The sequence below is a fragment of the Stappia sp. genome (genome assembly GCF_965276915.1).
Lineage (GTDB): Bacteria > Pseudomonadota > Alphaproteobacteria > Rhizobiales > Stappiaceae > Stappia.
This window is the reverse complement of record NZ_OZ255709.1, coordinates 173,324-194,211: the sequence shown is the minus strand read 5'-3', so window position 1 is coordinate 194,211 and position 20,888 is coordinate 173,324. Positions and strand designations below refer to the sequence as shown.

Annotated in this window: 21 protein-coding genes; 7 read left to right on the top strand and 14 right to left on the bottom strand. The window is 67.3% G+C overall.

The features are described 5' to 3' along the window. Positions 1 to 48: 48 nt before the first annotated feature. From ACQY46_RS00880 to ACQY46_RS00870, 3 genes are all read left to right on the top strand, one after another. On the top strand, positions 49 to 1,956 hold the full coding sequence (locus ACQY46_RS00880) for a propionyl-CoA synthetase (protein WP_428698444.1): 1,908 nt from the start codon (positions 49 to 51) through the stop codon (positions 1,954 to 1,956). Positions 1,957 to 2,130: 174 nt separating this feature from the next. Then, positions 2,131 to 2,943, top strand: a complete 813-nt coding sequence (locus ACQY46_RS00875; RefSeq protein ID WP_428698443.1) for an SDR family NAD(P)-dependent oxidoreductase — start codon at positions 2,131 to 2,133, stop codon at positions 2,941 to 2,943. A gap of 75 nt (positions 2,944 to 3,018) precedes the next feature. Further along, complete coding sequence (locus ACQY46_RS00870) at positions 3,019 to 3,435, top strand: GNAT family N-acetyltransferase (protein WP_428698442.1); 417 nt, start codon at positions 3,019 to 3,021, stop codon at positions 3,433 to 3,435. A gap of 52 nt (positions 3,436 to 3,487) precedes the next feature. On the opposite strand, the gene ACQY46_RS00865 is transcribed toward ACQY46_RS00870, so the two are convergent. Next, positions 3,488 to 5,392 carry an ABC transporter transmembrane domain-containing protein gene (locus ACQY46_RS00865; protein WP_428698441.1) on the bottom strand — a complete coding sequence of 635 codons (1,905 nt, stop codon included), beginning with the start codon at positions 5,390 to 5,392 and terminating at the stop codon, positions 3,488 to 3,490. 319 nt (positions 5,393 to 5,711) lie between these two features. On the opposite strand from ACQY46_RS00865, the gene rpmE reads away from it, so the two are divergent. Continuing rightward, entirely contained in the window at positions 5,712 to 5,936 is a 225-nt protein-coding gene (rpmE, locus tag ACQY46_RS00860) for a 50S ribosomal protein L31 (RefSeq protein ID WP_306027956.1), read from the top strand. Between the two features lie 123 nt (positions 5,937 to 6,059). Here the strand turns inward: rpmE and ACQY46_RS00855 are convergent, their stop codons facing one another. Both ACQY46_RS00855 and ACQY46_RS00850 read right to left on the bottom strand, forming a co-directional pair. Then, a complete protein-coding gene (locus ACQY46_RS00855; RefSeq protein WP_428698440.1) occupies positions 6,060 to 6,605 on the bottom strand; it encodes a DUF1465 family protein in 546 nt (181 codons plus the stop codon). Between the two features lie 477 nt (positions 6,606 to 7,082). Beyond that, positions 7,083 to 7,277 (bottom strand): DUF1192 domain-containing protein, encoded by a 195-nt coding sequence (locus ACQY46_RS00850; protein ID WP_428698439.1) that lies wholly within the window; start codon positions 7,275 to 7,277, stop codon positions 7,083 to 7,085. A 134-nt stretch (positions 7,278 to 7,411) separates the two neighbouring features. On the opposite strand from ACQY46_RS00850, the gene ACQY46_RS00845 reads away from it, so the two are divergent. After that, a complete protein-coding gene (locus ACQY46_RS00845; RefSeq protein ID WP_428698438.1) occupies positions 7,412 to 8,422 on the top strand; it encodes an NAD(P)H-quinone oxidoreductase in 1,011 nt (336 codons plus the stop codon). A gap of 132 nt (positions 8,423 to 8,554) precedes the next feature. After that, positions 8,555 to 9,277: a DUF1013 domain-containing protein gene (locus ACQY46_RS00840; RefSeq protein ID WP_428698437.1), complete on the top strand. Its 723-nt coding sequence runs from the start codon at positions 8,555 to 8,557 to the stop codon at positions 9,275 to 9,277. A gap of 68 nt (positions 9,278 to 9,345) precedes the next feature. Here ACQY46_RS00840 and ACQY46_RS00835 read toward each other — a convergent pair whose 3' ends face one another. Next, entirely contained in the window at positions 9,346 to 9,585 is a 240-nt protein-coding gene (locus ACQY46_RS00835; protein ID WP_428698436.1) for a DUF1272 domain-containing protein, read from the bottom strand. A 207-nt stretch (positions 9,586 to 9,792) separates the two neighbouring features. Beyond that, complete coding sequence (locus ACQY46_RS00830; RefSeq protein ID WP_428698435.1) at positions 9,793 to 10,176, bottom strand: tautomerase family protein; 384 nt, start codon at positions 10,174 to 10,176, stop codon at positions 9,793 to 9,795. Between the two features lie 90 nt (positions 10,177 to 10,266). Here ACQY46_RS00830 and ACQY46_RS00825 point away from each other — a divergent pair, with 90 nt between their 5' ends. Beyond that, positions 10,267 to 11,163 (top strand): LysR family transcriptional regulator, encoded by an 897-nt coding sequence (locus ACQY46_RS00825; protein ID WP_428698434.1) that lies wholly within the window; start codon positions 10,267 to 10,269, stop codon positions 11,161 to 11,163. A 61-nt stretch (positions 11,164 to 11,224) separates the two neighbouring features. Here the strand turns inward: ACQY46_RS00825 and ACQY46_RS00820 are convergent, their stop codons facing one another. The 9 genes from ACQY46_RS00820 to gap all read right to left on the bottom strand — a co-directional run bounded on the left by ACQY46_RS00820 (position 11,225) and on the right by gap (position 20,724). Continuing rightward, complete coding sequence (locus tag ACQY46_RS00820; RefSeq protein ID WP_428698433.1) at positions 11,225 to 12,256, bottom strand: peptidoglycan -binding protein; 1,032 nt, start codon at positions 12,254 to 12,256, stop codon at positions 11,225 to 11,227. A gap of 40 nt (positions 12,257 to 12,296) precedes the next feature. Further along, complete coding sequence (locus ACQY46_RS00815) at positions 12,297 to 13,298, bottom strand: flagellar motor protein MotA (protein WP_428698432.1); 1,002 nt, start codon at positions 13,296 to 13,298, stop codon at positions 12,297 to 12,299. Between the two features lie 103 nt (positions 13,299 to 13,401). After that, positions 13,402 to 14,196 (bottom strand): inositol monophosphatase family protein, encoded by a 795-nt coding sequence (locus ACQY46_RS00810; RefSeq protein WP_428698431.1) that lies wholly within the window; start codon positions 14,194 to 14,196, stop codon positions 13,402 to 13,404. 102 nt (positions 14,197 to 14,298) lie between these two features. Then, on the bottom strand, positions 14,299 to 14,862 hold the full coding sequence (gene efp / locus ACQY46_RS00805; protein ID WP_428698430.1) for an elongation factor P: 564 nt from the start codon (positions 14,860 to 14,862) through the stop codon (positions 14,299 to 14,301). A 324-nt stretch (positions 14,863 to 15,186) separates the two neighbouring features. After that, positions 15,187 to 16,461: a tetratricopeptide repeat protein gene (locus ACQY46_RS00800; protein ID WP_428698429.1), complete on the bottom strand. Its 1,275-nt coding sequence runs from the start codon at positions 16,459 to 16,461 to the stop codon at positions 15,187 to 15,189. Then, complete coding sequence (locus tag ACQY46_RS00795; RefSeq protein ID WP_428698428.1) at positions 16,458 to 17,105, bottom strand: thiamine phosphate synthase; 648 nt, start codon at positions 17,103 to 17,105, stop codon at positions 16,458 to 16,460. Before ACQY46_RS00795 ends, ACQY46_RS00800 begins: the two co-directional genes overlap by 4 nt. 124 nt (positions 17,106 to 17,229) lie before the next feature. Further along, positions 17,230 to 18,261: a class I fructose-bisphosphate aldolase gene (locus ACQY46_RS00790; RefSeq protein WP_428698427.1), complete on the bottom strand. Its 1,032-nt coding sequence runs from the start codon at positions 18,259 to 18,261 to the stop codon at positions 17,230 to 17,232. Between the two features lie 113 nt (positions 18,262 to 18,374). Then, on the bottom strand, positions 18,375 to 19,568 hold the full coding sequence (locus ACQY46_RS00785; RefSeq protein ID WP_428698426.1) for a phosphoglycerate kinase: 1,194 nt from the start codon (positions 19,566 to 19,568) through the stop codon (positions 18,375 to 18,377). A gap of 148 nt (positions 19,569 to 19,716) precedes the next feature. After that, the gene (gene gap, locus ACQY46_RS00780; RefSeq protein WP_428698425.1) at positions 19,717 to 20,724 is read right to left on the bottom strand and encodes a type I glyceraldehyde-3-phosphate dehydrogenase; all 1,008 of its coding nucleotides are present in this window, start codon (positions 20,722 to 20,724) and stop codon (positions 19,717 to 19,719) included. Positions 20,725 to 20,888 lie beyond the last annotated feature (164 nt).

The following is a 20,888-nucleotide window of genomic DNA, read 5'->3' as shown; positions in this document are numbered from 1 at the left end:
CCGATTTGGGGGAGCGCGACGGCACGCGACAGGGAGGAGAATGTCCAGATGGCCAGCCGTTATCACGAGACCTATGAGGCATGGCGGCGCGATCCGGAGGCCTTCTGGGCCGAGGCCGCCGCCGAGATCGACTGGGTGAAGCCCTGGGACAAGGTGTTCGATCCCTCGCTCGGCGGATACGGCCGGTGGTTTGCCGGCGCCCAGTGCAACACCTGCTACAACTGCCTCGACCGGCACGTGGAGCGCGGCCGCCCGGGTCAGCCGGCGATCATCTACGACAGCCCGATCACGGGAGCGCAGGCAAGCTACACCTTCGAGGAGACGCTGGAGCGGGTGAACGCGATGGCCGCGATCCTTGTCGACCACGGCGTTGCCAGGGGCGACCGGGTGATCATCTACATGCCGATGATCCCGGAAGCGGTGATGGCGATGCTGGCCTGCGCCCGCATCGGCGCCGTGCATTCGGTCGTCTTCGGCGGCTTTGCCGCGCGCGAACTGGCAACGCGCATCGACGATGCCACCCCCAAGGCGATCATCGCCGCCTCCTGCGGCATTGAGCCGGGCCGCGTCATCGCCTACAAGCCGCTGCTCGACGCGGCGGTCGAGATGGCCGTGCACAAGCCGGACGCCTGTTTCGTGCTGCAACGGACGCAGGCGCCGGCCGAGCTCACCCGGCCGCAGGATCGGGACCTGGGCGCGCTGATGGACGAGGCGCTGGCGCTGGGGCGCAAGATCGAGTGCGTCCCGGTCGAGGCGACGGATCCGCTCTACATCCTCTACACCTCCGGCACCACCGGCCAGCCGAAAGGCGTCGTGCGCGACAATGGCGGGCACATGGTGGCGCTGAAATGGACCATGGAAAACCACTATGGCGTCGAGCCGGGCGAGGTCTTCTGGGCCGCCTCCGACGTCGGCTGGGTGGTGGGGCACTCCTACATCGTCTATGCGCCGCTGCTGCACGGGGCGACGACCGTCGTGTTCGAGGGCAAGCCGGTGGGCACGCCGGACGCCGGCACGTTCTGGCGGGTGATCGCCGAGCACAATGTCGTTGCCCTGTTCACCGCGCCGACGGCGTTCCGGGCGATCAAGAAGGAGGATCCGGAGGGCAAGCTGATCGGCGATCACGACCTTGCGTCCTTCCGAACGCTGTTCCTTGCCGGGGAGCGCGCCGATCCCGACACGCTCGCCTGGGCGGAGGACAAGCTCGGCGTGCCGGTGGTCGACCACTGGTGGCAGACGGAGACCGGCTGGCCGATCGTCGGCAATCCGGTCGGTCTCGGCATGCTGCCGGTCAAGCACGGCTCGCCGACGGTGCCGATGCCGGGCTACGACGTGCAGGTCCTCGACGATGCCGGCCATCCGCTGCCGGCGGGAACGCTGGGCAACGTGGTGGTGAAGCTGCCGCTGCCGCCGGGCTGCCTGCCGACCTTGTGGAATGCGCCGGAGCGCTTCCACGCAAGCTATCTCGAGGACTTCCCGGGCTACTACAAGACGGCCGATGCGGGGATCATGGACGAGGACGGCTATCTCTTCGTCATGGCGCGCACCGACGACATCATCAATGTCGCCGGCCACCGGCTGTCGACGGGCGCGATGGAGGAGGTGCTGGCCAGCCACAAGGACGTCGCCGAATGCGCGGTCGTCGGAATTTCCGACAGTCTCAAGGGGCAGGCACCGTGCGGCTTCGTGGTGCTGAAGGCCGGTGTCAACCGGCCGCATTCCGAGATCGAGAAGGAGCTGGTGGCGCTGGTGCGCGAGAAGATCGGACCGGTTGCCGCCTTCAAGCTGGCGATCACCGTGGAACGGTTGCCGAAGACCCGCTCCGGCAAGATCCTGCGGGCGACCATGCGGCAGATCGCCGACGGCGCCGAATACCGCATGCCGGCGACGATCGACGACCCGGCGATCCTCGAGGAGATCGAGAGCGCGCTGAAGGACCGCGGGCTGGCGGTGTAGCCCCGTTCGCGGACCTGTGGGAACGCAGCGTCCGCCTGGCTTGCGGTCGGCCGGCGGTGCGTGCGCCCGGGAGATGTCGGCGGCGCTGATCGACAGGGCGCGCTTGCCGGCCTATGTTCGCGCGCATGGGCGCGCTTCCCTTTCGCGGGACGCGTGCCCTGCCAATCATTCCGAATGACAGTTGCGAGGAACTCCGTGTCCCTGGAAAACAAGGTAGCCATCGTCACCGGCGCGGCCGGCGGCATCGGTTTCGCGATCGCCCGTCGCTTCCTGAACGACGGCGCGAAGGTGATCATTGCCGACGTGGACGACACGCGCGGCGAGGCGGCCGAGACCGAGCTCAAGGCGCTTGGCGAGGTGCGTTACGTGCATTGCAACGTGGCCGAGAAGCTCGACGTGCGCAATCTCGTCGCCGCGACGCTGGACGCGTTCGGCGACATCGACATCCTGGTGAACAATGCCGGCATCGTCATCGGCGGCGATTTCCTCGAGCTGGAGGAGGCGGATTTCGAACGCGTCCTCTCGATCAACCTGAAGGGCGCCTTCCTGTGCAGCCAGGCGGTGGCCCGGCACATGGTCGACAAGGTCAAGGAAGGCGGCAAGCCGGGCGTGATCATCAACATGTCGTCGGTGAATGCGGTCTTCGCCATTCCCAACCAGGTTCCCTACTCGGTCTCCAAGGGCGGGCTCAACCAGCTCACCAAGGTGGCGGCCCTGTCGCTCGCGCCCTATGGCATCCGCGTCAACGGGATCGGCCCCGGCTCGATCATGACGGAGATGCTGGCCTCGGTGAATTCCGACAAGGCGGCGCGCATGCGGGTCCTGTCGCGCACGCCGCTGGGCCGGGTCGGCGATCCTTCCGAGATTGCCGGCGTCGCCGCATTCCTGGCCTCGGACGATGCAAGCTACGTGACCGGCCAGACGGTCTATGCCGATGGCGGCCGCCTGCCGCTGAACTATACGGTGCCGGTCGCCGAGGACGACTGATCCAGGATACGCCCCGGTGCCCGCGAGGGCGCCGGGCGCGGCCTGATCCACACCTGACTTTCCGGACACGTGAACATGCTCGAGATACGCAAGGCCGGCGATGCCTGTGAAGAGGCGCGCCAGCGGATCCTGGACACGCTCAGCGCCCATTCGGATGCGACGGGCCATCCTTTCCGCCCGCAAACCCTCTCCCTGGAAGCATGGGACGGAGGGACCTATCTCGGCGGCATCATTGCGCGCAGCGTTTCCGACTGGACCTTCATCGAGCTCCTCGCGGTGACCGATGCCGCGCGCTCGCGCGGCGTTGGCCGCAGCCTCGTCGAGGCCGTCGAGGAAGAGGCGCGGCGGCTGGGGTCCGTCGGCCTGTGGCTCGACACGTTTTCCTACCAGGCGCCGGACTTCTACCGGAAGCTCGGTTTCGAGGAATTCGGACGCATCGGCGACCATCCCCGCGGACGCGACCGGATATTCCTCCTCAAGCGGTTCGCCTGAGCGGCGAGGCCGTCCCCGAGGCGGGCGCTTCCGGAGCGGGACGGTGTTCCGCTCATTCCGGGAGGGCGGGCGTGCGGCCGGCCGAAGAAAAGGCCTGTGCGCCGCTTTCGAACTGCAACTTGGCGAGCTTGGCATAAAGGCCGCCGCTGGCGACGAGCTCCTCGTGACGGCCGCTTTCCACGATCCGGCCGCCATCCATGACGATGATGCGGTCGGATTTCAGCACGGTGGCGAGACGGTGGGCGATGACCAGCGTGGTGCGGCCCTGCATGAGGCGTTCAAGCGCGCCCTGGACCAGCGTCTCGCTTTCCGCGTCGAGCGCGCTGGTCGCCTCGTCGAGCAACAGCACCGGCGCATCCTTGAGGATCGCGCGGGCGATGGCGACCCGTTGGCGCTGGCCGCCGGACAGCGTCACGCCGCGCTCGCCGACCGGCGTGTCGTAGCCTTGCGGCATGGCCTTGATGAACAGATCGGCGGATGCGGCGGATGCCGCCGCCTCGATCTCGGCGCGGGCCGCGTCGGGACGGCCGAAGGCGATGTTCTCGGCAATGCTTGCCCCGAAAACCGTGGTGTCCTGGGGCACCAGCGCGATCTGGCGGCGGATCTCTTCCGGGTCGCAGTCGCGCAGGTCAAGACCGTCGATGCGGACCGCGCCCGCGCTCGGGTCGTAGAAGCGCATCAACAGATGGAACAGCGTCGACTTGCCGGCGCCGGACGGACCGACGACGGCGACCGTCTCGCCGGGCGCGACCGCAAGGTCGACGCCATGTAGGACGGGCAGTTCCCCCGCCTGCCGGTAGGAAAAACCGACCTTGTCGAAACGCACCTCTCCCGCGACGCGCTTCGGCAGCGGCCTGGGATCGCGCGGGGCGGCGATCTCGGGCTCGATCCGCAACAGTTCCGACAGGCGTTCGGCGGCACCGGCGGCAAGCGAAATTTCGCCCCAGACCTGGCTGAGTTCGCCGAGCGCACCGGCGGCGAAGATCGAATAGAGAAGGAACTGGCCGAGCTCGCCCGCGGAGATGCGCCCGTTGAAGACGTCGCTGGCACCCACCCAAAGCACGGTGACGACGCTGGAGGCGATGACGAACATGGCGAAGGCAGTGAGCAGCGCCCGGGCGCCGATCGCCTTCAGCGCGGCGCCGAAGGCCTCCTCGACGGCGCCGGCGAAGCGGCGGCCGGCAAGGCGCTCGTTGGTGAAGGCCTGGAGGGTGCGGATCGCGCCGAGCGATTCCGAGGCATAGGCGGACGCGCCGGCGAGCGTGTCCTGCGCATGGCGGGAACGCCGGCGGACGGAGCGGCCGAAGGCGATCAGCGGCAGCACGATGACGGGAATCGCGCCAAGCACGAACAGCGACAGGCGAGGGCTGGTCACCACCATCATCGCGGAGGCGCCGGCGAACATCATCAGGTTGCGCATGGCGATGGATGCGCTCGCCCCGACCGCCGACTTGACCTGGGTGGCGTCGGCGGTGAGGCGGGAGACCATCTCTCCGGACTTGGCGCTGTCGAAATAGGCTGGCGACAGGCGCACCAGATGGGCGAAGACATCGGCGCGCAGGTCGGCGACGATGCGCTCGCCGAGCGAGGTGACGAGATAGTAGCGGAGCGCGGAAAAGGTCGCGAGCGCCGCCGCGACGGCGATCAGCACAGAGAAATAGTTGTCGACCAGCGAGGGATCGTCGGCGCCGAAGCCGAAGTCGATCATCCGGCGGATTGCCACGGGCAGCAGCAATGTGGTGGCGGAGGCGCCGAGCAGCGCGAGGAACGCCAGAATCACGCGGCCGCGATACTTCACCAGATAGGGGAGGAGGGAGGCCAGCGGCCGGATGTCGCGCTTGCCGCCGCGATCGGGCGATGATGGGGAACCGTATCGGGACACGTTTGTTGTTTTCTCCGTTGAGGCCCTTTCGGCGCGTGGCGATACGGGACCGCCTCTCGCAATCCGCCGGACCATAGCGGGTCGCGCAAGGCAGGCCAACCGGTTGCGCATGGTCGGATTGCCGCGCCGCCGGAGCGGGACCAAGCGAGGGCCCGAGAGATCGCGTCGCGGCCTTGTTTTCCGGGGGCGGATAGGCTATAGGCTCGCGCTCAAGGTTTCGGCTCGCCCGCGCTTCCCGTGCGGGGGACCGCAAATTCGCGCAGTCGTCATGCAATGCGACTTCCGCCAGATGGCCGGGAGAGGCGCGTGTGACAGGGTGCACGCCGACACTTCAACCAAGAACGCGCCGCGCCTCCCCAGGGCCGGTGTTTGCCGCAGGCACGGGGACGAGAAGATGAAGAAGGACATTCATCCCGCATACCACTCGATCAAGGTGGTGATGACGGACGGCAGCGAGTTCCACACGCGCTCCACCTATGGTTCGGAAGGCGACTCGCTGCAGCTGGACATCGATCCGCGCACGCACCCGGCGTGGACGGGCGGCGATCGCCAGCTGATGGACCGTGGCGGCCGCGTTTCGCGCTTCAAGAACAAGTATGCGGGCTTCCTCGGCAACTGATCGCCGGATGCGCCTGTCCCGGACTTTCCGGGCAAGAAACAAAAAACCCCGGCCGCCTGGCCGGGGTTTTTTGTTGTGCGGTTGAAGGGGTGGCGCGTGGTCGTGTCGCGTCCCGCGTCCGGATCAGCGAAGGCGGTTCTGGCCGCCTCCGGCGCCGAAGGCGGCGGTCAGGACGTTGAGCTGTGCCGCGACCGGGTTTTCCGCGCGGACCTCGCCCTGCTTGCTCTCGTGGATCATGCGGTCGAGATGGACGATGCGTTCCTGCAGGCGCACGGAACGCTCGATCAGCTCGCGAAGCTGCTCGGGCAGGTCCTGCCAGCCGGGGCCGCCACGCGTCGAGGAGAGCGTGTCGAGGCGCACCTTGTTCTTCTCGCTGCCGGCCTGCTCCGATGACATCTCGCCTTCGTTCACCGCCCGCTGCAGCAGCAGCCAGGAGGCCATCTGCATCAGGCGCGTGGTCAGGCGCATGGATTCGGTCGCATAGGCGAGCGAGGCCGCGCGCGGCAGCGACTTGGACTCCACCCGCCCGTCACCGTCGAGATAGGCGGCGGTTTCCTCGACCAGGGCCATGCCATCGCGAAACAGCGCCTGGAACATGTCCGAATTGGCCAGGCGATCGGCGAAGTCGATGGGTCCTTCCCGCCTTGTGGATGAGAACCAGTCCGTCATGTGCCAGTGCCTCCTGTTCCCTGTCTTCTTGTCTCAATGCCTGCGTGCCGCCACGCATCAGGCGTCCGGGCCGGTTCGGGGGTGTCTCTCTTGGCGACAGGGGCTTTCGATCCTGTCGCGTCCCTGGACACATGTCCCGTTTTGGGCCGCAGCCGGCGGCGTCAATCCTTGCCACGCAATCATCGTGCCACGACAGAGGGTCGCCAAAAAATCACGACCGACCCGGGATACACCGAAGTGCCGGGCAAAAAAAGAGCCGCGTGGCCGCGGCTCGAAGTCATTAACAGGGAGGCGTCAAACAGAGTGGACAGGAGCCACTCGAAATCCAGATGACTGGATACCCACAGTTATGATTTGGAAAGCTTAATAATTGGTAAATATCTAAAACCTTAATGAATCCCAAACGCTCGCGCAAAGTTGCCCGCAGCGATTTCCCAAGTAGAAATCGGGTCTTACATGAAGGTTGTTTATCGCGGCCTATTTCCGGAACAAGGCATCCGCTGCGGCAAGCACGCCTCCGCGCGCGGAGCGCTCGGCTTCCGTCCGGTCGATCTCGCCCTGGAGCAGGATGACCCTCGCGCCGAGTTCATCCACAGAAAGCCGGGAAAGGTCCTCGCCCACGACCACGGGGGTCGGCATGGTCTGGGGCGGCAGGTTGTCGTCCTGAGGCATTTGTCCTTGTCTCCTCGAGAAAGCGGCTCCTCCAGACCGGACAAGATGTCAGGCCTGTGGCCGTCCCGTCAATTGTCAGGGAGCCCGCGAACGCTTAAACCGTGGCGTGAGACAAGCCGGGGAAGGAAACACCCATGACCGAAACACCGCGCATGATGACCGCAATCGGCTTTGAAAGCCCGGGGGGGCCGGACGTCCTGGTGCCGATGGAGCGGCCGACGCCGTCGGCGCGCGCGGGCGAGGTCCTGATCGAGGTGGCGGCCGCAGGCGTCAATCGCCCGGACGTGTTGCAGCGGACGGGAAGCTACCCGCCGCCGAAAGGGGTGACGGACATTCCCGGCCTGGAGGTGGCAGGGCGCGTGGTCTCCACCGGTCCCGGGGTTTCGGGCCTTGTGCCGGGCGACGCCGTCTGTGCGCTGGTGCCAGGCGGGGGCTATGCGGACTATGTCACGGCGCCCGAAGGCAGCGTCCTTCCCGTTCCCGCCGGTCTCTCGATGGCGGAGGCAGCGGCCCTGCCGGAGACCTTCTTCACCGTGTGGACGAATGTCTTCGACCGGGTCGGCCTGACATCGGGCGAAAGGTTCCTGGTCCATGGCGGGACGTCGGGCATCGGCACGACGGCAATCCAGCTCGCCAGGGCGTTCGGCGCGGAGGTCTTCACCACCGTGGGGTCCGAAGAAAAGGCGCAGGCGGTGCGCGCGCTCGGCGCCGATCATGCGATCAACTACAACACGACCGACTTTGTCGAGGCGATCCTTGCCGCGACCGGCGGCGAGGGGGTGCATGTGATCCTCGACATGGTCGGGGGCGACTATGTCGAGCGCAACTGGAAGGTGGCGGCGGTGGAAGGGCGCATCTGCCAGATCGCCACGCTCAACGGCGTTGCCGAGCAGGTCAATTTCTCGCGGCTGATGGTCAAGCGGCTGACCCATACCGGCTCGACGCTCCGGCCGCGCGATGCCGCGTTCAAGGCGGCGATCGCCGCCAGCCTGCGTGAAAAGGTCTGGCCGCTGATCGAGGCGGGCACCGTGCGGCCCGTCATGGATTCAACCTTTCCCCTGCGTGAAGCTGCGGCGGCCCATGCCCGGATGGAAAGCTCCGGCCACATCGGAAAGATCGTGCTTTTGACTGACCGGGGCGCGTGATCCATGTTTGATTTCAGGACGGGGAGCGCGTATAAGCCTTGCAGTTCCCCTTCCATGCGACAGATTTAGGCTTTGCCGGTTCCTGCGCTTCAAGTGCGGGCCATCGGCGGAGCGAACAGGAGGCATTTACACATGGCGACCACTCCCTTGATGCCCAAGGCGACGGCCGTGTGGCTCGTGGATAACACGTCCCTCAGCTTCGAACAGATTGCGGATTTCTGCAAGCTGCACCCGCTCGAGGTCAAGGCGATCGCCGACGGCGAGGCGGCCCAGGGTATCAAGGGCCTCGACCCCGTCATGACCGGGCAGCTGACGCGCGACGAGATCGAGAAGGCGCAAGGCGACGTCGCCTACCGGCTGAAGCTCCAGGAAACCAAGACGCGGGTGCCGGAGAGCAAGCGCAAGGGGCCGCGCTACACGCCGGTGTCGCGCCGTCAGGACCGGCCGAACGCCATTCTGTGGCTGGTGCGCAACCATCCCGAACTCAAGGATGCGCAGATCATGCGCATGGTGGGAACCACCAAGCCGACGATCCTGGCGATCCGCGAGCGCACCCACTGGAACTCCAACAACCTGACGCCGATGGACCCGGTGACGCTGAGCCTGTGCAGCCAGATCGAACTCGACATGGAAGTCGAGAAGGCCTCGAAGAACCTGCCGCCGCGCCCCGAGAGCGAATATGTCGAGGAGACGCTGTTGCCGGTCGACGAGACGACGTCGGAAGACGCCATGGCGGCCGCCTTCGCCCGTCCGGCGCCCTCGCAGCCCAAGGACGAGGAAATCGACGCCGACGCCGTCTTTGCCAAGCTCAACTCGCTGAAGGGCAAGAAGAGCGACGAGGACGACGAAGACTGAGCCTGGCGCGCTTGTAAGGACAATCGGGAGGCCGTCCGAACCCGGGCGGCCTTTCTTTTTGGCTGCCGTCAGGCGCAGCCGGCCTGCTTGACCACCCGCCGGGTCGAAGCCGGATACCTGGCCAGTTTCTCGGCCGGCCGGATCGGCCGCCTGGTGAAGTTGCCGCCGCAATTCGGGCAACACCCCTTCAGCACGCCTTGCGCGCAGTCGCTGCAGAAGGTGCATTCGAACGTGCAGATCATCGCGTCCCCGGAATCCGGGGGCAGGTCGCGGTCACAGCACTCGCAGCCAGGGCGAAGTTCCAGCATGGCAAGGTTCCTCCTCGTATCACGGCTACCTGAAGGACATCCGTCCGGTAAAGAGCCGGTTGGGGAGAATATCGCCATGCCGGTCGGCGAGCGGGGCCAGCGTTCCTCACGCTTCAGTTCGATGCGGCGGTCGCGGGCCAGCGCCTCCTCGCTGCCGCCTTCCTCAAGCGGCCGGAAACTCGTCGAAGCCGGCGGCAAACAGCCGCCTCAGCTTCGTTCCCGGGCGCGATCGGCCTGGGTGCGCCCGTCGAAGCCCCAGTCCGACCCCGGCATTTCCTTGACGATCACGTAGGTGGCCGGGTCGAGACCGGGCAGCGCTGCCTTCAGCGTCCGCATGGCGTTTGCCACGAAGGCCCGTTTCTCCTCGTCGGAATTGGTGCCGGCAGTCACGCAGACCTCAAGGTGCGCAGCGGTCGCACGGGGATGCCCGCCGATGGTCCACAGGGTCTCGCCCGGCGTTTCGATCAGGACCGAGGTCAGGTCGTGTCGCTTGCCAAGACTGGCCGCGACGAGGTCGGTCAGTTCCGCGGCGAGGCGGCCTGCCCGCTCGGGGGCGAGGGCGGGTGTCAGGGTCAGTCTGGCAAAGGGCATCTGAAGTTCTCCGGTTTCGGTTTCCGTATTTTACTTCAGGGGAATTCAGTTATTATGGGAAAAATCAGAAGCCACATTTGAGTTTTGTTCATGATTCCGGACCTGCCAACGCCACTTCTGCGCAGTCTGGTCGCTGTCGTCGACTGCGGCTCCCTCGCCGCCGCGGCCGGACGCATAGGGCGCAGCGAATCCGCCCTCAGCCTGCAGATGTCTCGCCTGGAGGACATTGCGGGGCAGCCCCTGTTCGATCGCGACGGACGTTCCCTGCGCCTGAACCAGGCGGGCAGCCGGTTTCTTGGACACGCGCGCGCCATTCTCGATCGTATCGACGCGGCGAGAACCGACCTGGGTCCGACCCAGGCCCGGCCGCTCAGGGTCGGCATCGTGCAAGACTTTGTCGAAACGGTGCTGAGCCCCGTGCTTGCGGAGCTGCGTGCCGGCGAGCCCGCGACCAGCCTCGAGATCATGATCGGGGGCACGGCCGACCTGTTGCGGGCAATGGGCGAGGACCGGATCGACACCGCCCTTTGCGTCAGCGGGTTGCGCGGAGCCGGGGCGACGGCCTTTCCGATGCGCTGGTTCGGCGAAACCGGGTTGCTGGACCACGAGGTTCTGCCGCTTGTGAGCGTTGCGCGCCCCTGTCCCTTCCTCGAAGCGGCCGAGCACGCGCTCGATGCGGCCGGCCGAGCCTGGCGCATCGCAGTCGTCACGCCGAGCCTTGAGGGTGCGCGCGTCGCCGTTGCGGCCGGCTTGGGCGTTGCCTGTCGAACGGTTGCCGGTTTGGGCCTGCCGCCGCTTGGAGAGGACTGCCCGCTGCCACCGCTTCCGTCAATCCGCTATTCGGTTCTCGAAAGGCGGCAGGGGCGGTCTTCCGGCGAGCCGTCGCTCGCATCCCGGCTATCGGCCCGGCTGGCATTGCTGGCGAAGGATCACACCGCACCCCATGGCGTGGCGGCCTCGGGAGGGGTCCGGCGACGCCTGATCTGACGGGGCAAGGCCTCGTTCGGAGCTTGCCGGCGCGTCGGACAGGTGGGGGAGGCTCAGGTGATCAGCGCTCCGTCAGCTTCAGCTCGATGCGGCGGTTGCGGGCCAGCGCCTCGTCGCTGTCGCCGTCCTCGAGCGGCTGGAACTCGCCGAAGCCGGCGGCGACAAGGCGCTTGGGATCGACACCCTGGTCGACCAGATAGCGCACCACCGAGATGGCGCGTGCCGCCGACAATTCCCAGTTGTTGCGGAAGCGGCCGGTTCCCGAAAGCGGGCGCGCATCGGTATGACCGTCGACCCGGAGCACCCAGTTGATCTCCGCCGGGATCTGCACCGCCAGTTCCTTGATCGCGTCGGCGAGCTTCTGCAATTCCGCCTCGCCCTCCGGGTTGATCGTCTCGGCGCCGGAGGAGAACAGGACCTCGGACTGGAAGACGAAGCGGTCGCCGACGACGCGGATGTCGGAGCGCTGCGACAGGATCTCGCGCAGCCGGCCGAAGAAGTCGGAACGGTAGCGCGACAGTTCCTGGACGCGCTGGGCCAGCGCCACGTTGAGGCGGCGGCCAAGGTCGGCGATCTTCGCCTGGCTCTCCCGATCGCGGTTCTCGGACGCGTCGAGCGCATCCTCAAGGGCACCGATCTGGCGGCGCAGCGCGGAGATCTGCTGGTTGAGCAGCTCGACCTGGGACAGCGCGCGCTGCGAGATCCGGCGCTCCTCGTCGAGCGCGCTCTCGACCCCGGCAAGCGCGCCACCCGTCGTATCGGCGCGGTCGGAGGAGGCGGCCAGCAATCCGGCCAGGCGTTCGCGCTCGGCTTCGGAATCGCCGAGATTGGCGGTCAGCGAGGCGATCGTGTCCTGCAGGTCGCGCCCGGAGGCGCGCTCGAGCGCAAGCAACTCGGTCAGTTCGCTGATCTGGGCGTTGAGCCGGTTGAGCACGGTGTCGCGGCCGGACAATTGCTGGCCGAGGAAGAACTGGGCGAGGACGAAGATCGACAGCAGGAAGATGATGACGAGCAGCAGCGAAGCCATCGCGTCGACGAAGCCCGGCCAGTAGTCCGTGCGTGCGTCCCTGCGCCTCATCCGCGTGCCGGCCATGATCAGCCCGTTCCCTTGCGGCGCGTCATCCGGTGCCGCATCACTTCGGCTCGTCCTTGATCCGCTCGAAGGCGCTCGACATGGAGCGCAGCAGCTTCTCGATTCGCTTCTGCTGCTCCGACTGCTCGTCGGCCCAGTCGCGCATCATCTGCTGTTCGTTGCGCACATGCTGGACGAGGCCCTGGATACCTTCGGCAAGATTGGCCATCGCGACGGCGGCATTGCGGCCGGCGCCGCCACCGCCTTCGGCCACGGCCTTGCGCAGGTTGTCGATGGCAAAGCGCAGTTCCACCATGCCGGAAGCCCCGCCACCGCCCTCCTCGGGCTCGATGTCGGTGAGCGTCGACAGCCAGTCCTCAAGCTCGTTGTAGAAGCGGTTCTGGGCCTGCCCCGCCTGCAGGTCGAGGAAGCCCAGGATCAGCGATCCCGTCAGGCCGAAGAGGGAGGAGGAAAAGGCGGTGCCCATGCCGGAGAGCGGCGCTTCCAGGCCGGCCTTGAGATCCTCGAAGATGACGTTGGCGTCGCCCGAGCCGACATCGAGGCTCTGGATCGTGACATTGACGGAGCCGACGGTCTGCAGCAGGCCCCAGAAGGTGCCGAGCAGGCCGAGAAAGACGAGAAGGCCGGTCAGGTAGCGCGCCATCTCGCGCGCCTCGTCGAGCCGCATGCCGATGGAATCGAGGATCGAGCGCATCGTTGCCGGCGACAGGATCGTCTCGCCGGCCCGGTTGCCGAGCAATGTCGCCATCGGGGCGAGCAGGACCGGCGGGCGGCGGACCTCGATGCCGGGGTCGCCAAGACGGAAACTGTTGACCCAGTTGACCTCCGGCATCAGGCGAATCACCTGGCGGATGGCGAGCAGGATGCCGACGAGGCCGGTGCCGATGATCAGCCCGTTGAGACCGGGGTTGCTCATGAAGGCCGTGGCGATCTGGCGGTAGAGGATCAGCGCGATAAACGCGACCACCGCCAGGAAAATCATCATCCGGATCAGATAGACCCAGGGGCTGGACAGGCTGTACGGATCGTAGGCACGCGCCATGACGGCTTGTCTTCTCCCGGTTTTAGGACAAGCCCTTGATAGCGTGATTTTCCCTGTAGTGAAAAGCCGTAATGTGCCCGGCCATGCCGCCGGCGCGTGCCGGTCAGTCGCGGGCGTTGGCGAGCAGCTTGCGCAACTGGCCCTGGACCTGCTCGTTTCCGGCGACGATCGAGCGGGTCTCGAACATCTGCTCGCCGCCGTCGATGTCGGTCACGTAGCCGCCCGCCTCGCGTACCATCAGCAGGCCGGCAGCCATGTCCCAGGGGGACAGGCCATGCTCCCAGAACCCGTCATAGCGACCGGCGGCCGTCCAGGCGAGATCGAGGGCGGCGGCGCCGCAGCGACGCAGGCCGGCGACCTCGCCCATGATGTGGCGGATTTCCTTCAGCGAGCGGGCATGGTCGCCGACGCCGAGAAAGGGAATGCCGGTGCCGATGACGCAGTCGGGCAGCGACTTGCGCGCCGCGACCCGCAGGCGGCGGTCGTTCATGAAGGCGCCGCGGCCGCGTTCGGCCGTGAACAGCTCGTCCATCGCCGGGTTGTAGATCACGCCGGCGACGATCACGCCCTCGCGCTCGAGCGCGATCGAGACATTGAAGATCGGGATGCCGTGCAGGAAGTTGGTGGTGCCGTCGAGCGGGTCGACGATCCAGCGGTGCTGGGGATCCGCGCCCTTGATGGTACCGGACTCCTCCATCAGGAAACCGTAGTCCGGGCGTGCCTTCTGCAACTCCGTGCGGACGATCTTCTCGGCCGCGATGTCGGCGGCGGAGACGAAGTCGCTCGGGCCCTTGCGCGAGACCTGCAGGTTCTCCACCTCGCCGAAGTCGCGGGCGAGGCTGCGACCGGCCTTGAGCGCGGCCTGGACCATGACATTGAGAATAGCGGAGCGGGACATTGCGTTACCTGGCAGGTGTCGGCGCGCACCGGCGGGCGGGGCGCGGAAGAAGGGGAACGGGTGCCGGCGGTCGTTGGCCGCCGGCGGGAAGGAGAGGGCGTCTCAGTCGGCGCGGCGGACGTATTCGACGAGCTCGGTGTCGACGATGATGCGCTCGCCGGCGGTGATGAAGGGCGGCACCATGACGCGCACGCCGTTCTCGAGGATGGCGGGCTTGTAGGACGAGGACTGCGTCTGGCCCTTGACCACGGCGTCGGCCTCGGCGATCGCGAGCGTCACGTATTGCGGCAGGGTGATGCCGATCGGCTTCTCCTCGTGCAGCTCCAGCGTCACCATCATGCCGTCCTGGAGGAAGGCGGCGCGCTCGCCGACGAAATCGGCCTGCAGCTCGATCTGCTCGTAGGTCTCGGTGTCCATGAAGACGAGCATGTCGTCCTGCGGATAAAGGAACTGGAAGTCCTTCTGCTCGAGGCGGACGCGCTCGACCTTGTCGGCGGAGCGGAAACGCTCGTTGAGCTTGCGGCCGTCGATGAGGTTCTTCATCTCGATCTGCGCGAAGGCACCGCCCTTGCCGGGCTTGACGTGCTCGGCCTTGACCACCGCCCAAAGGGTTTCCTGGTGCAGAAGGACGTTGCCGGGCTTGATTTCGTTGCCGTTGATTTTCATGAATTCGGGTTCCGTCTCTGGCTGCCTTGCGGCTCCGCGCGCGGAGCGCGTGCGATCCGGCGGGGTCTTGTGTTGCTCATGCCCCTTCGGCGGGTCGCGTGCGGGTGTGCCGGATGTGGCAAAGGTCCTGACCATCGCCACGGGCCCGCGCGCCTCTCGCCGGACAGGTGCCACGCCGGTCCGTCTGCCTGCCGCAAGACGCGGACCGGCCGGGAGCGGGCACGATGTTCGGTGCGCGGCCTGTGCACCACACTTCGGGTCGCCAATCAAGCAAAAACGCGGGATGCGGGCGCGGCAGAGCGCCGAAACGGCCGGTCAGCCGGCTCAGGGGGTCTCGGACAGGGGCTCGGGGTCGGGGGCGTCGAGCACGGTCGCATAGCCCTGCGCGAAGCTCTCCGCCTTGCGCCGGGTCTCCTCGTCGATGGCGGTCAGGACGCCGTCGAGCTCCAGGTCGGAGATGCCGAGCGCACGGGCGGCGAGATGCCAGCCGGCCGCTTTTTCGAGGTCCACCGGACGTCCGCGGCCGAAGGCGTAGAGGCGGGCGAGGCGGTTCATCGCCACCGGGTTGCCGGCATTCGCGGCCCGCTCGAACCAGTCGGCCGCCTCCGCTTCGTCGGGCGCGACGCCGCGGCCGTTGAAACGCAGGATGGCATAGCGGACCTGGGCGCCGACATGGCCCTGGCGGGCGGCGCGGCCCATCCAGAAGGCGGCGCGGCCCTCGTCGCGGATGTCGGCCGGGCCGTCGAGGCGGAACTGGGCGAGCTGGAAGCGGGCGTCGACATCGCCGAGCTCGGCGGCCTTCTGCAGCAGTTCAAGCGCCTTGTCCGGGTCGAAGGGACGGCCTTCCCCGGTGCGGTGGAGACCGGCGAGATTGTAGATTGCCTCGGGAATGTCCGCCTTGGCGGCGATCTCGAACATGTCGCCGGCGGCGACATTGTCCTGCTCGACACCGATCCCGTTGAGCAGCATCAGGCCGTAGCGCAGAGCCGCGGGGACGTTGCCGGCCCTGGCGGCCAGCTCATACCAACTGGCGGCCTTGCGGGCATCGCGCGGCAGGCCGTGCCCTGTTTCGTAAAGCACGCCGAGCAGGGTCTGGGCAGCGGTGTCGCCGGCTTCGGCGCGCGGCGTGGCCAGCGACAGGGCGGTGAGGTACCAGCCGCGCTGAAAGGCTCCGTAGGCATAGTCGTTGGTTTCCCCCTCGACATCGAGCGGCAGCGGCGGTTGGACGGCGACCGGTGGAACGAGAATCGGAATGTCCTCGTCGCCGTCCTGCGCTTTTGGCACGATCGGGGGAAGGTTGATGGTCTGTTCCGACGGCGTTTCGCCGGTTCCGCCCGCGGCATCCGCTTCGCCGGCCGGATCCGCGAGGGGAGCGGGGGCCGTTTCAGGGGTTGGAACAGTCGAAGTCGCGGCCGAAGGGGCATCGCCGTCGGCGGCGGCCTGTGCCGGGGCCGACTGGGCCTGGGCAGACTGGGCCAGGACAGATTGGGCCAGGGCAGATTGGGCCAGGACAGGCTGGAGCAGGGCGAGTTGGGCCACGCCGAGCAGCGCGGCCAGCATGCCTGCCTGCAGGAGATGCCTTCCGCCGGGCCGGGTCATCCGTTGTCGACCTCACCCAGTTGGTGGCGCGAGAGGATTTCGTTGGCCGCACGCACGGCGGCCTCGGGACCGTCCGGGTGGTTCCAGATGGCGGCCCGGGCGGCGACGAAATCGGCGCCGGTGGCAGCGGCGGTCTCGATGCCGGCAAGCGCGTGCCCGCTCAGGGCCACGCATGGCGTCTCGAACATCTCCGCCCACCAGGAGGCGAAGTCGAGCGTCTTGCGATGCGGCTCCTCGTCCTCCTCGCGGGCGAGAAGGCCGAAGAAGACGTAGTCGACGCCGAGCTCGGCGGCGGTCATCGCATCATGCCTGGTGCGGATGTCGCCGACGCCGACAATGCCGCCGGGACGGAACGTTTCCAGTGCCTGCTTCAGGTCGTCCTCCGTGCCGGTGTCGACATGGATGCCGTCGGCGCGGCTGCGCCCGGCCGTGCGGCTGTCATTGTGGACGAGCACGGCGGTTCCGGCTTTCTGCGCCATGGGAACGATGCGTTCGGCGATCTTCTGGAAGCCGGTCTCGCCCCAGCCGCCGTCGGCAATCATCAGGCAGGCGACGTCGCCACCGGCAAGCGCTGCCGCGAGCTGGTCGGGGAAGCGGTCGATGTCGAGGTCTTCGGGTGTAATCAGGTACAGGCGCGGGTGCACGGCGCGTGTCCTTCCGGTTCGCGGGGCCCATCGGCGTGACCGGACCCTGAATGGCGACCGATCACGGCAAAAGAGGGGCGAAACCGCCCCTCCCGTCAAGCGTCATCAAGGAATGCGAGGCGGTTCAGGCCGTCTCCAGGGCCTTGTTCCACTCGCCCCTGGCGGCGAGACCGTTCATCCTGGCGCGGTGCAGGAAGGCGGCCTGCGCGGCGGCGACATTCTCCGGCTTGCCGCCCCAGGCCTTCAGCGCCGACTGCTGCAGGGCGCGGCCGTAGGAGAAGGTGAGCTTCCACGGCAGCGGGCCGGAGGCGTTCATCAGGTGCAGATGCTCGGTCGCCAGCTCGTCCGACTGGCCGCCGGACAGGAAGGCGATGCCGGGAACAGCTGCCGGAACCGTTGCCTTGAGGCAGCGCAGCGTCAGCTCCGCGACTTCCTCGGCCGAGGCCTGGAAGGAGGCGTTCTTGCCCGGCACGATCATGTTCGGCTTGAGGATGATGCCTTCCAGCATCACGTCCATCTGGAACAGCTCGGAGAACACCGTGTTGAGGGTCCACTCGGTGACCTCGTAGCAGGTCTCGATGTCATGCGAGGCGGCCGGGCCGTCCATCAGCACTTCCGGCTCGACGATCGGAACGATGCCGGCCTCCTGGCAGAGCGCCGCATAGCGGGCCAGCGCATGGGCATTCGACTGGATGCAGGTGCTCGACGGGTGTCCGTCTTCCTCGTTGATGTCGATCACCGCGCGCCACTTGGCGAAGCGTGCGCCGAGATCGTGGTACTCGGCCAGGCGCTCGCGCAGCCCGTCGAGACCTTCGGTGACAGTCTCACCCGGGAAGCCGGCCAGCGGCTTGGCGCCCTTGTCGACCTTGATGCCCGGCACCGCGCCGGCCTTGCGGATCATCTCGACGAAGGGCGTGCCGTCGGCGGCCTTCTGGCGCAGGGTCTCGTCGAAGAGGATGACGCCGGAGATGCAGTCGTTCATCGCCTCGGTGCCGGAGAACAGCATCTCGCGATAGGCGCGGCGATTGTCCTCGGTGTTCTGCGTTGCGATCTGGTCGAAGCGCTTCTGGATGGTGCCGGTGCTTTCGTCGGCGGCCAGAATGCCCTGACCGGTGGCCACCATGGCCTCGGCAATGTCTTCGAGACGTTCACTCATCCGATGCGTCCTCTTCTTCGCGTTCGCTTGTTGCCGCCGCGCGGCGGCTGGCGGCTTTCTATCAAAAACGCCGCGCTTTTGAAGGCGCGGCGCAGGGTGTTTCACCGAAAGGATTAATCCTGCAGCGCGACCACGCCCGGAAGGGCCTTGCCCTCGAGCCATTCGAGGAAGGCACCGCCGGCGGTGGAGACGTAGGAAAAGTCGCCGGCGGCGCCGGCGTGGTTGAGTGCGGCGACGGTGTCGCCGCCGCCAGCCACCGTGACGAGCGGGCCGTTCTTGCTGCGTGCGGCGGCATAGCGGGCGGCAGTCACCGTGGCGATGTCGAAGGGCGCGATCTCGAAGGCGCCGAGCGGGCCGTTCCACACGAGCGTCGCGGCGGCATCGATCTTCGCCTTGACGTTGACGACCGACCGGGCGCCGATATCGAGGATCATCGCGTCGGCGGGAACCGCGTCGACGGAAACGGTCTCGTTGGCGGCGCCGGCCCTGAATTCGCGCGCCACGACCGCGTCGACCGGCAGCACGATCTCGCAACCCGACGCCTTGGCGGTCTCGATGATACGGCGCGCCGTGTCGGCCAGGTCGTGTTCGCACAGCGACTTGCCGACATCCTTGCCCTGGGCGGCGAGGAAGGTGTTGGCCATGCCGCCACCGATGACCAGCATGTCGACCTTCTTCACGAGATTGTCGAGCAGCTCGATCTTGGAGGAGACCTTGGCGCCGCCGACAACGGCCAGAACCGGTCGCACCGGCGTCGTCAGCGCGGCGGCGAGCGCCTCCAGTTCGGCCTGCATGGTGCGGCCGGCACAGGCCGGCAGGCGCCGGGCGAGGCCTTCGGTCGAGGCATGGGCGCGGTGCGCGGCGGAGAAGGCGTCGTTGACATAGAGATCGCCAAGGGCGGCCAGCGCGTCGGCGAAGGCCGCCTCGTTCTTCTCCTCGCCGGCATGGAAGCGTGTGTTCTCGAGCAGCGCCACGTCGCCGTCCTTGAGCCCCTCGACGGTGGCGGCGGCAAGCTCGCCGATGCAGTCGGCGGCGAAGGCAACCGGCCGGCCGAGACGTTCGGTCAGGGCGGCGGCGACCGGGGCGAGGCTCATCTCGGGCATGACGGCGCCCTTGGGACGGCCGAAATGGGCGAGCAGCACGACGCGCGCGCCCTTGTCGGACAGCTCGCGGATCGTCGGCAGGACGCGGTCGATCCGGGTCGCGTCGGTCACCCTGTTGCCGTCCATGGGCACGTTCAGGTCGACGCGCACGAGAACGCGCTTGCCGGTAAGGCCACCCATGTCGTCGAGGGTCTTGAAGGTCATCGCTTGCTACCCGATTGCATTGCGGCGCTTCGCGCGCCTGCCATTGACCCCGTCTCGGGGGCGCCAGGGAGGCGCCGTCAGAGGCGCCTGTCGCGGTCTGTCACAGGATCGGGGCGACCTTGCGGCGGCCGCCCCGTCCGGTGTGCGTTCAGATCGTCTTCGCCAGCGCGACCGCGGTGTCCGACATGCGGTTGGAGAAGCCCCATTCGTTGTCGTACCAGGTCAGGATGCGGACGAGCGTGCCGTCCATGACCTTGGTCTGGTCCATGTGGAAGATCGACGAATGCGGATCGTGGTTGAAGTCGCTGGAGACCAGCGGCTCGTCGGTATAGCCGAGAATGCCCTTGAGCTTGCCGTCGGCCGCCGCGCGGATCGCGTCGTTGATCTCGGCGACCGTGGTCGAGCGCTTGGCGACGAACTTCAGGTCGACGACCGAGACATTCGGCGTCGGCACGCGGATCGAGACGCCGTCGAGCTTGCCGTTCAGCTCCGGCAGGACGAGGCCGACCGCCTTGGCCGCGCCGGTCGAGGTCGGGATCATCGACAGCGCCGCCGCCCGGCCCCGGTAGAGGTCCTTGTGCATCGTGTCGAGGGTCGGCTGGTCGCCGGTATAGGAGTGGATCGTCGTCATGAAGCCGGTCTCGATGCCGATGGCCTCGTTGAGGACATAGGCGACCGGAGCCAGGCAGTTGGTGGTGCAGGACGCGTTCGAGACGACCGTGTCGGCGCTGGTCAGCGTGTCATGGTTGACGCCGTAGACGATCGTCTTGTCGGCACCGGACGCCGGGGCGGACACCAGCACGCGCTTCGAACCGTTGGCAAGGTGGACGGAGGCCTTCTCGCGGTCGGCGAAGATGCCGGTGCATTCCAGCGCCACGTCGACGCCGAGCGCGCCCCAGGGCAGCTCCTTCGGGTCGCGGATCGCGGTGACCTTGATCGGGCCGGTGCCGACGTCGATCGTGTCGCCGTCGACCGTCACCGTCGCCGGGAAGCGGCCATGGACGGAGTCGTAGCGCAGCAGGTGGGCGTTGGTCTCGACCGGTCCGAGATCGTTGATGGCAACGACCTGGATGTCGGTGCGGCCCGATTCCACGATGGCGCGCAGCACGTTGCGTCCGATGCGACCAAATCCGTTGATGGCAACCTTCACGGTCATGCTTGTCTCTCCTGTGGCGGCGAACCGCATCCTTGGCGATGAACTGGTGGAGCCCGACCGTCTGGTGAGGAACTGTCCGGCTCTTGTCGTCATTGGAGCGCCGTCCGAGGGCACCCGAACGCTGGTTACAGAAGCCTCGTCAAGGATGCAACGGGGTCCGGCAA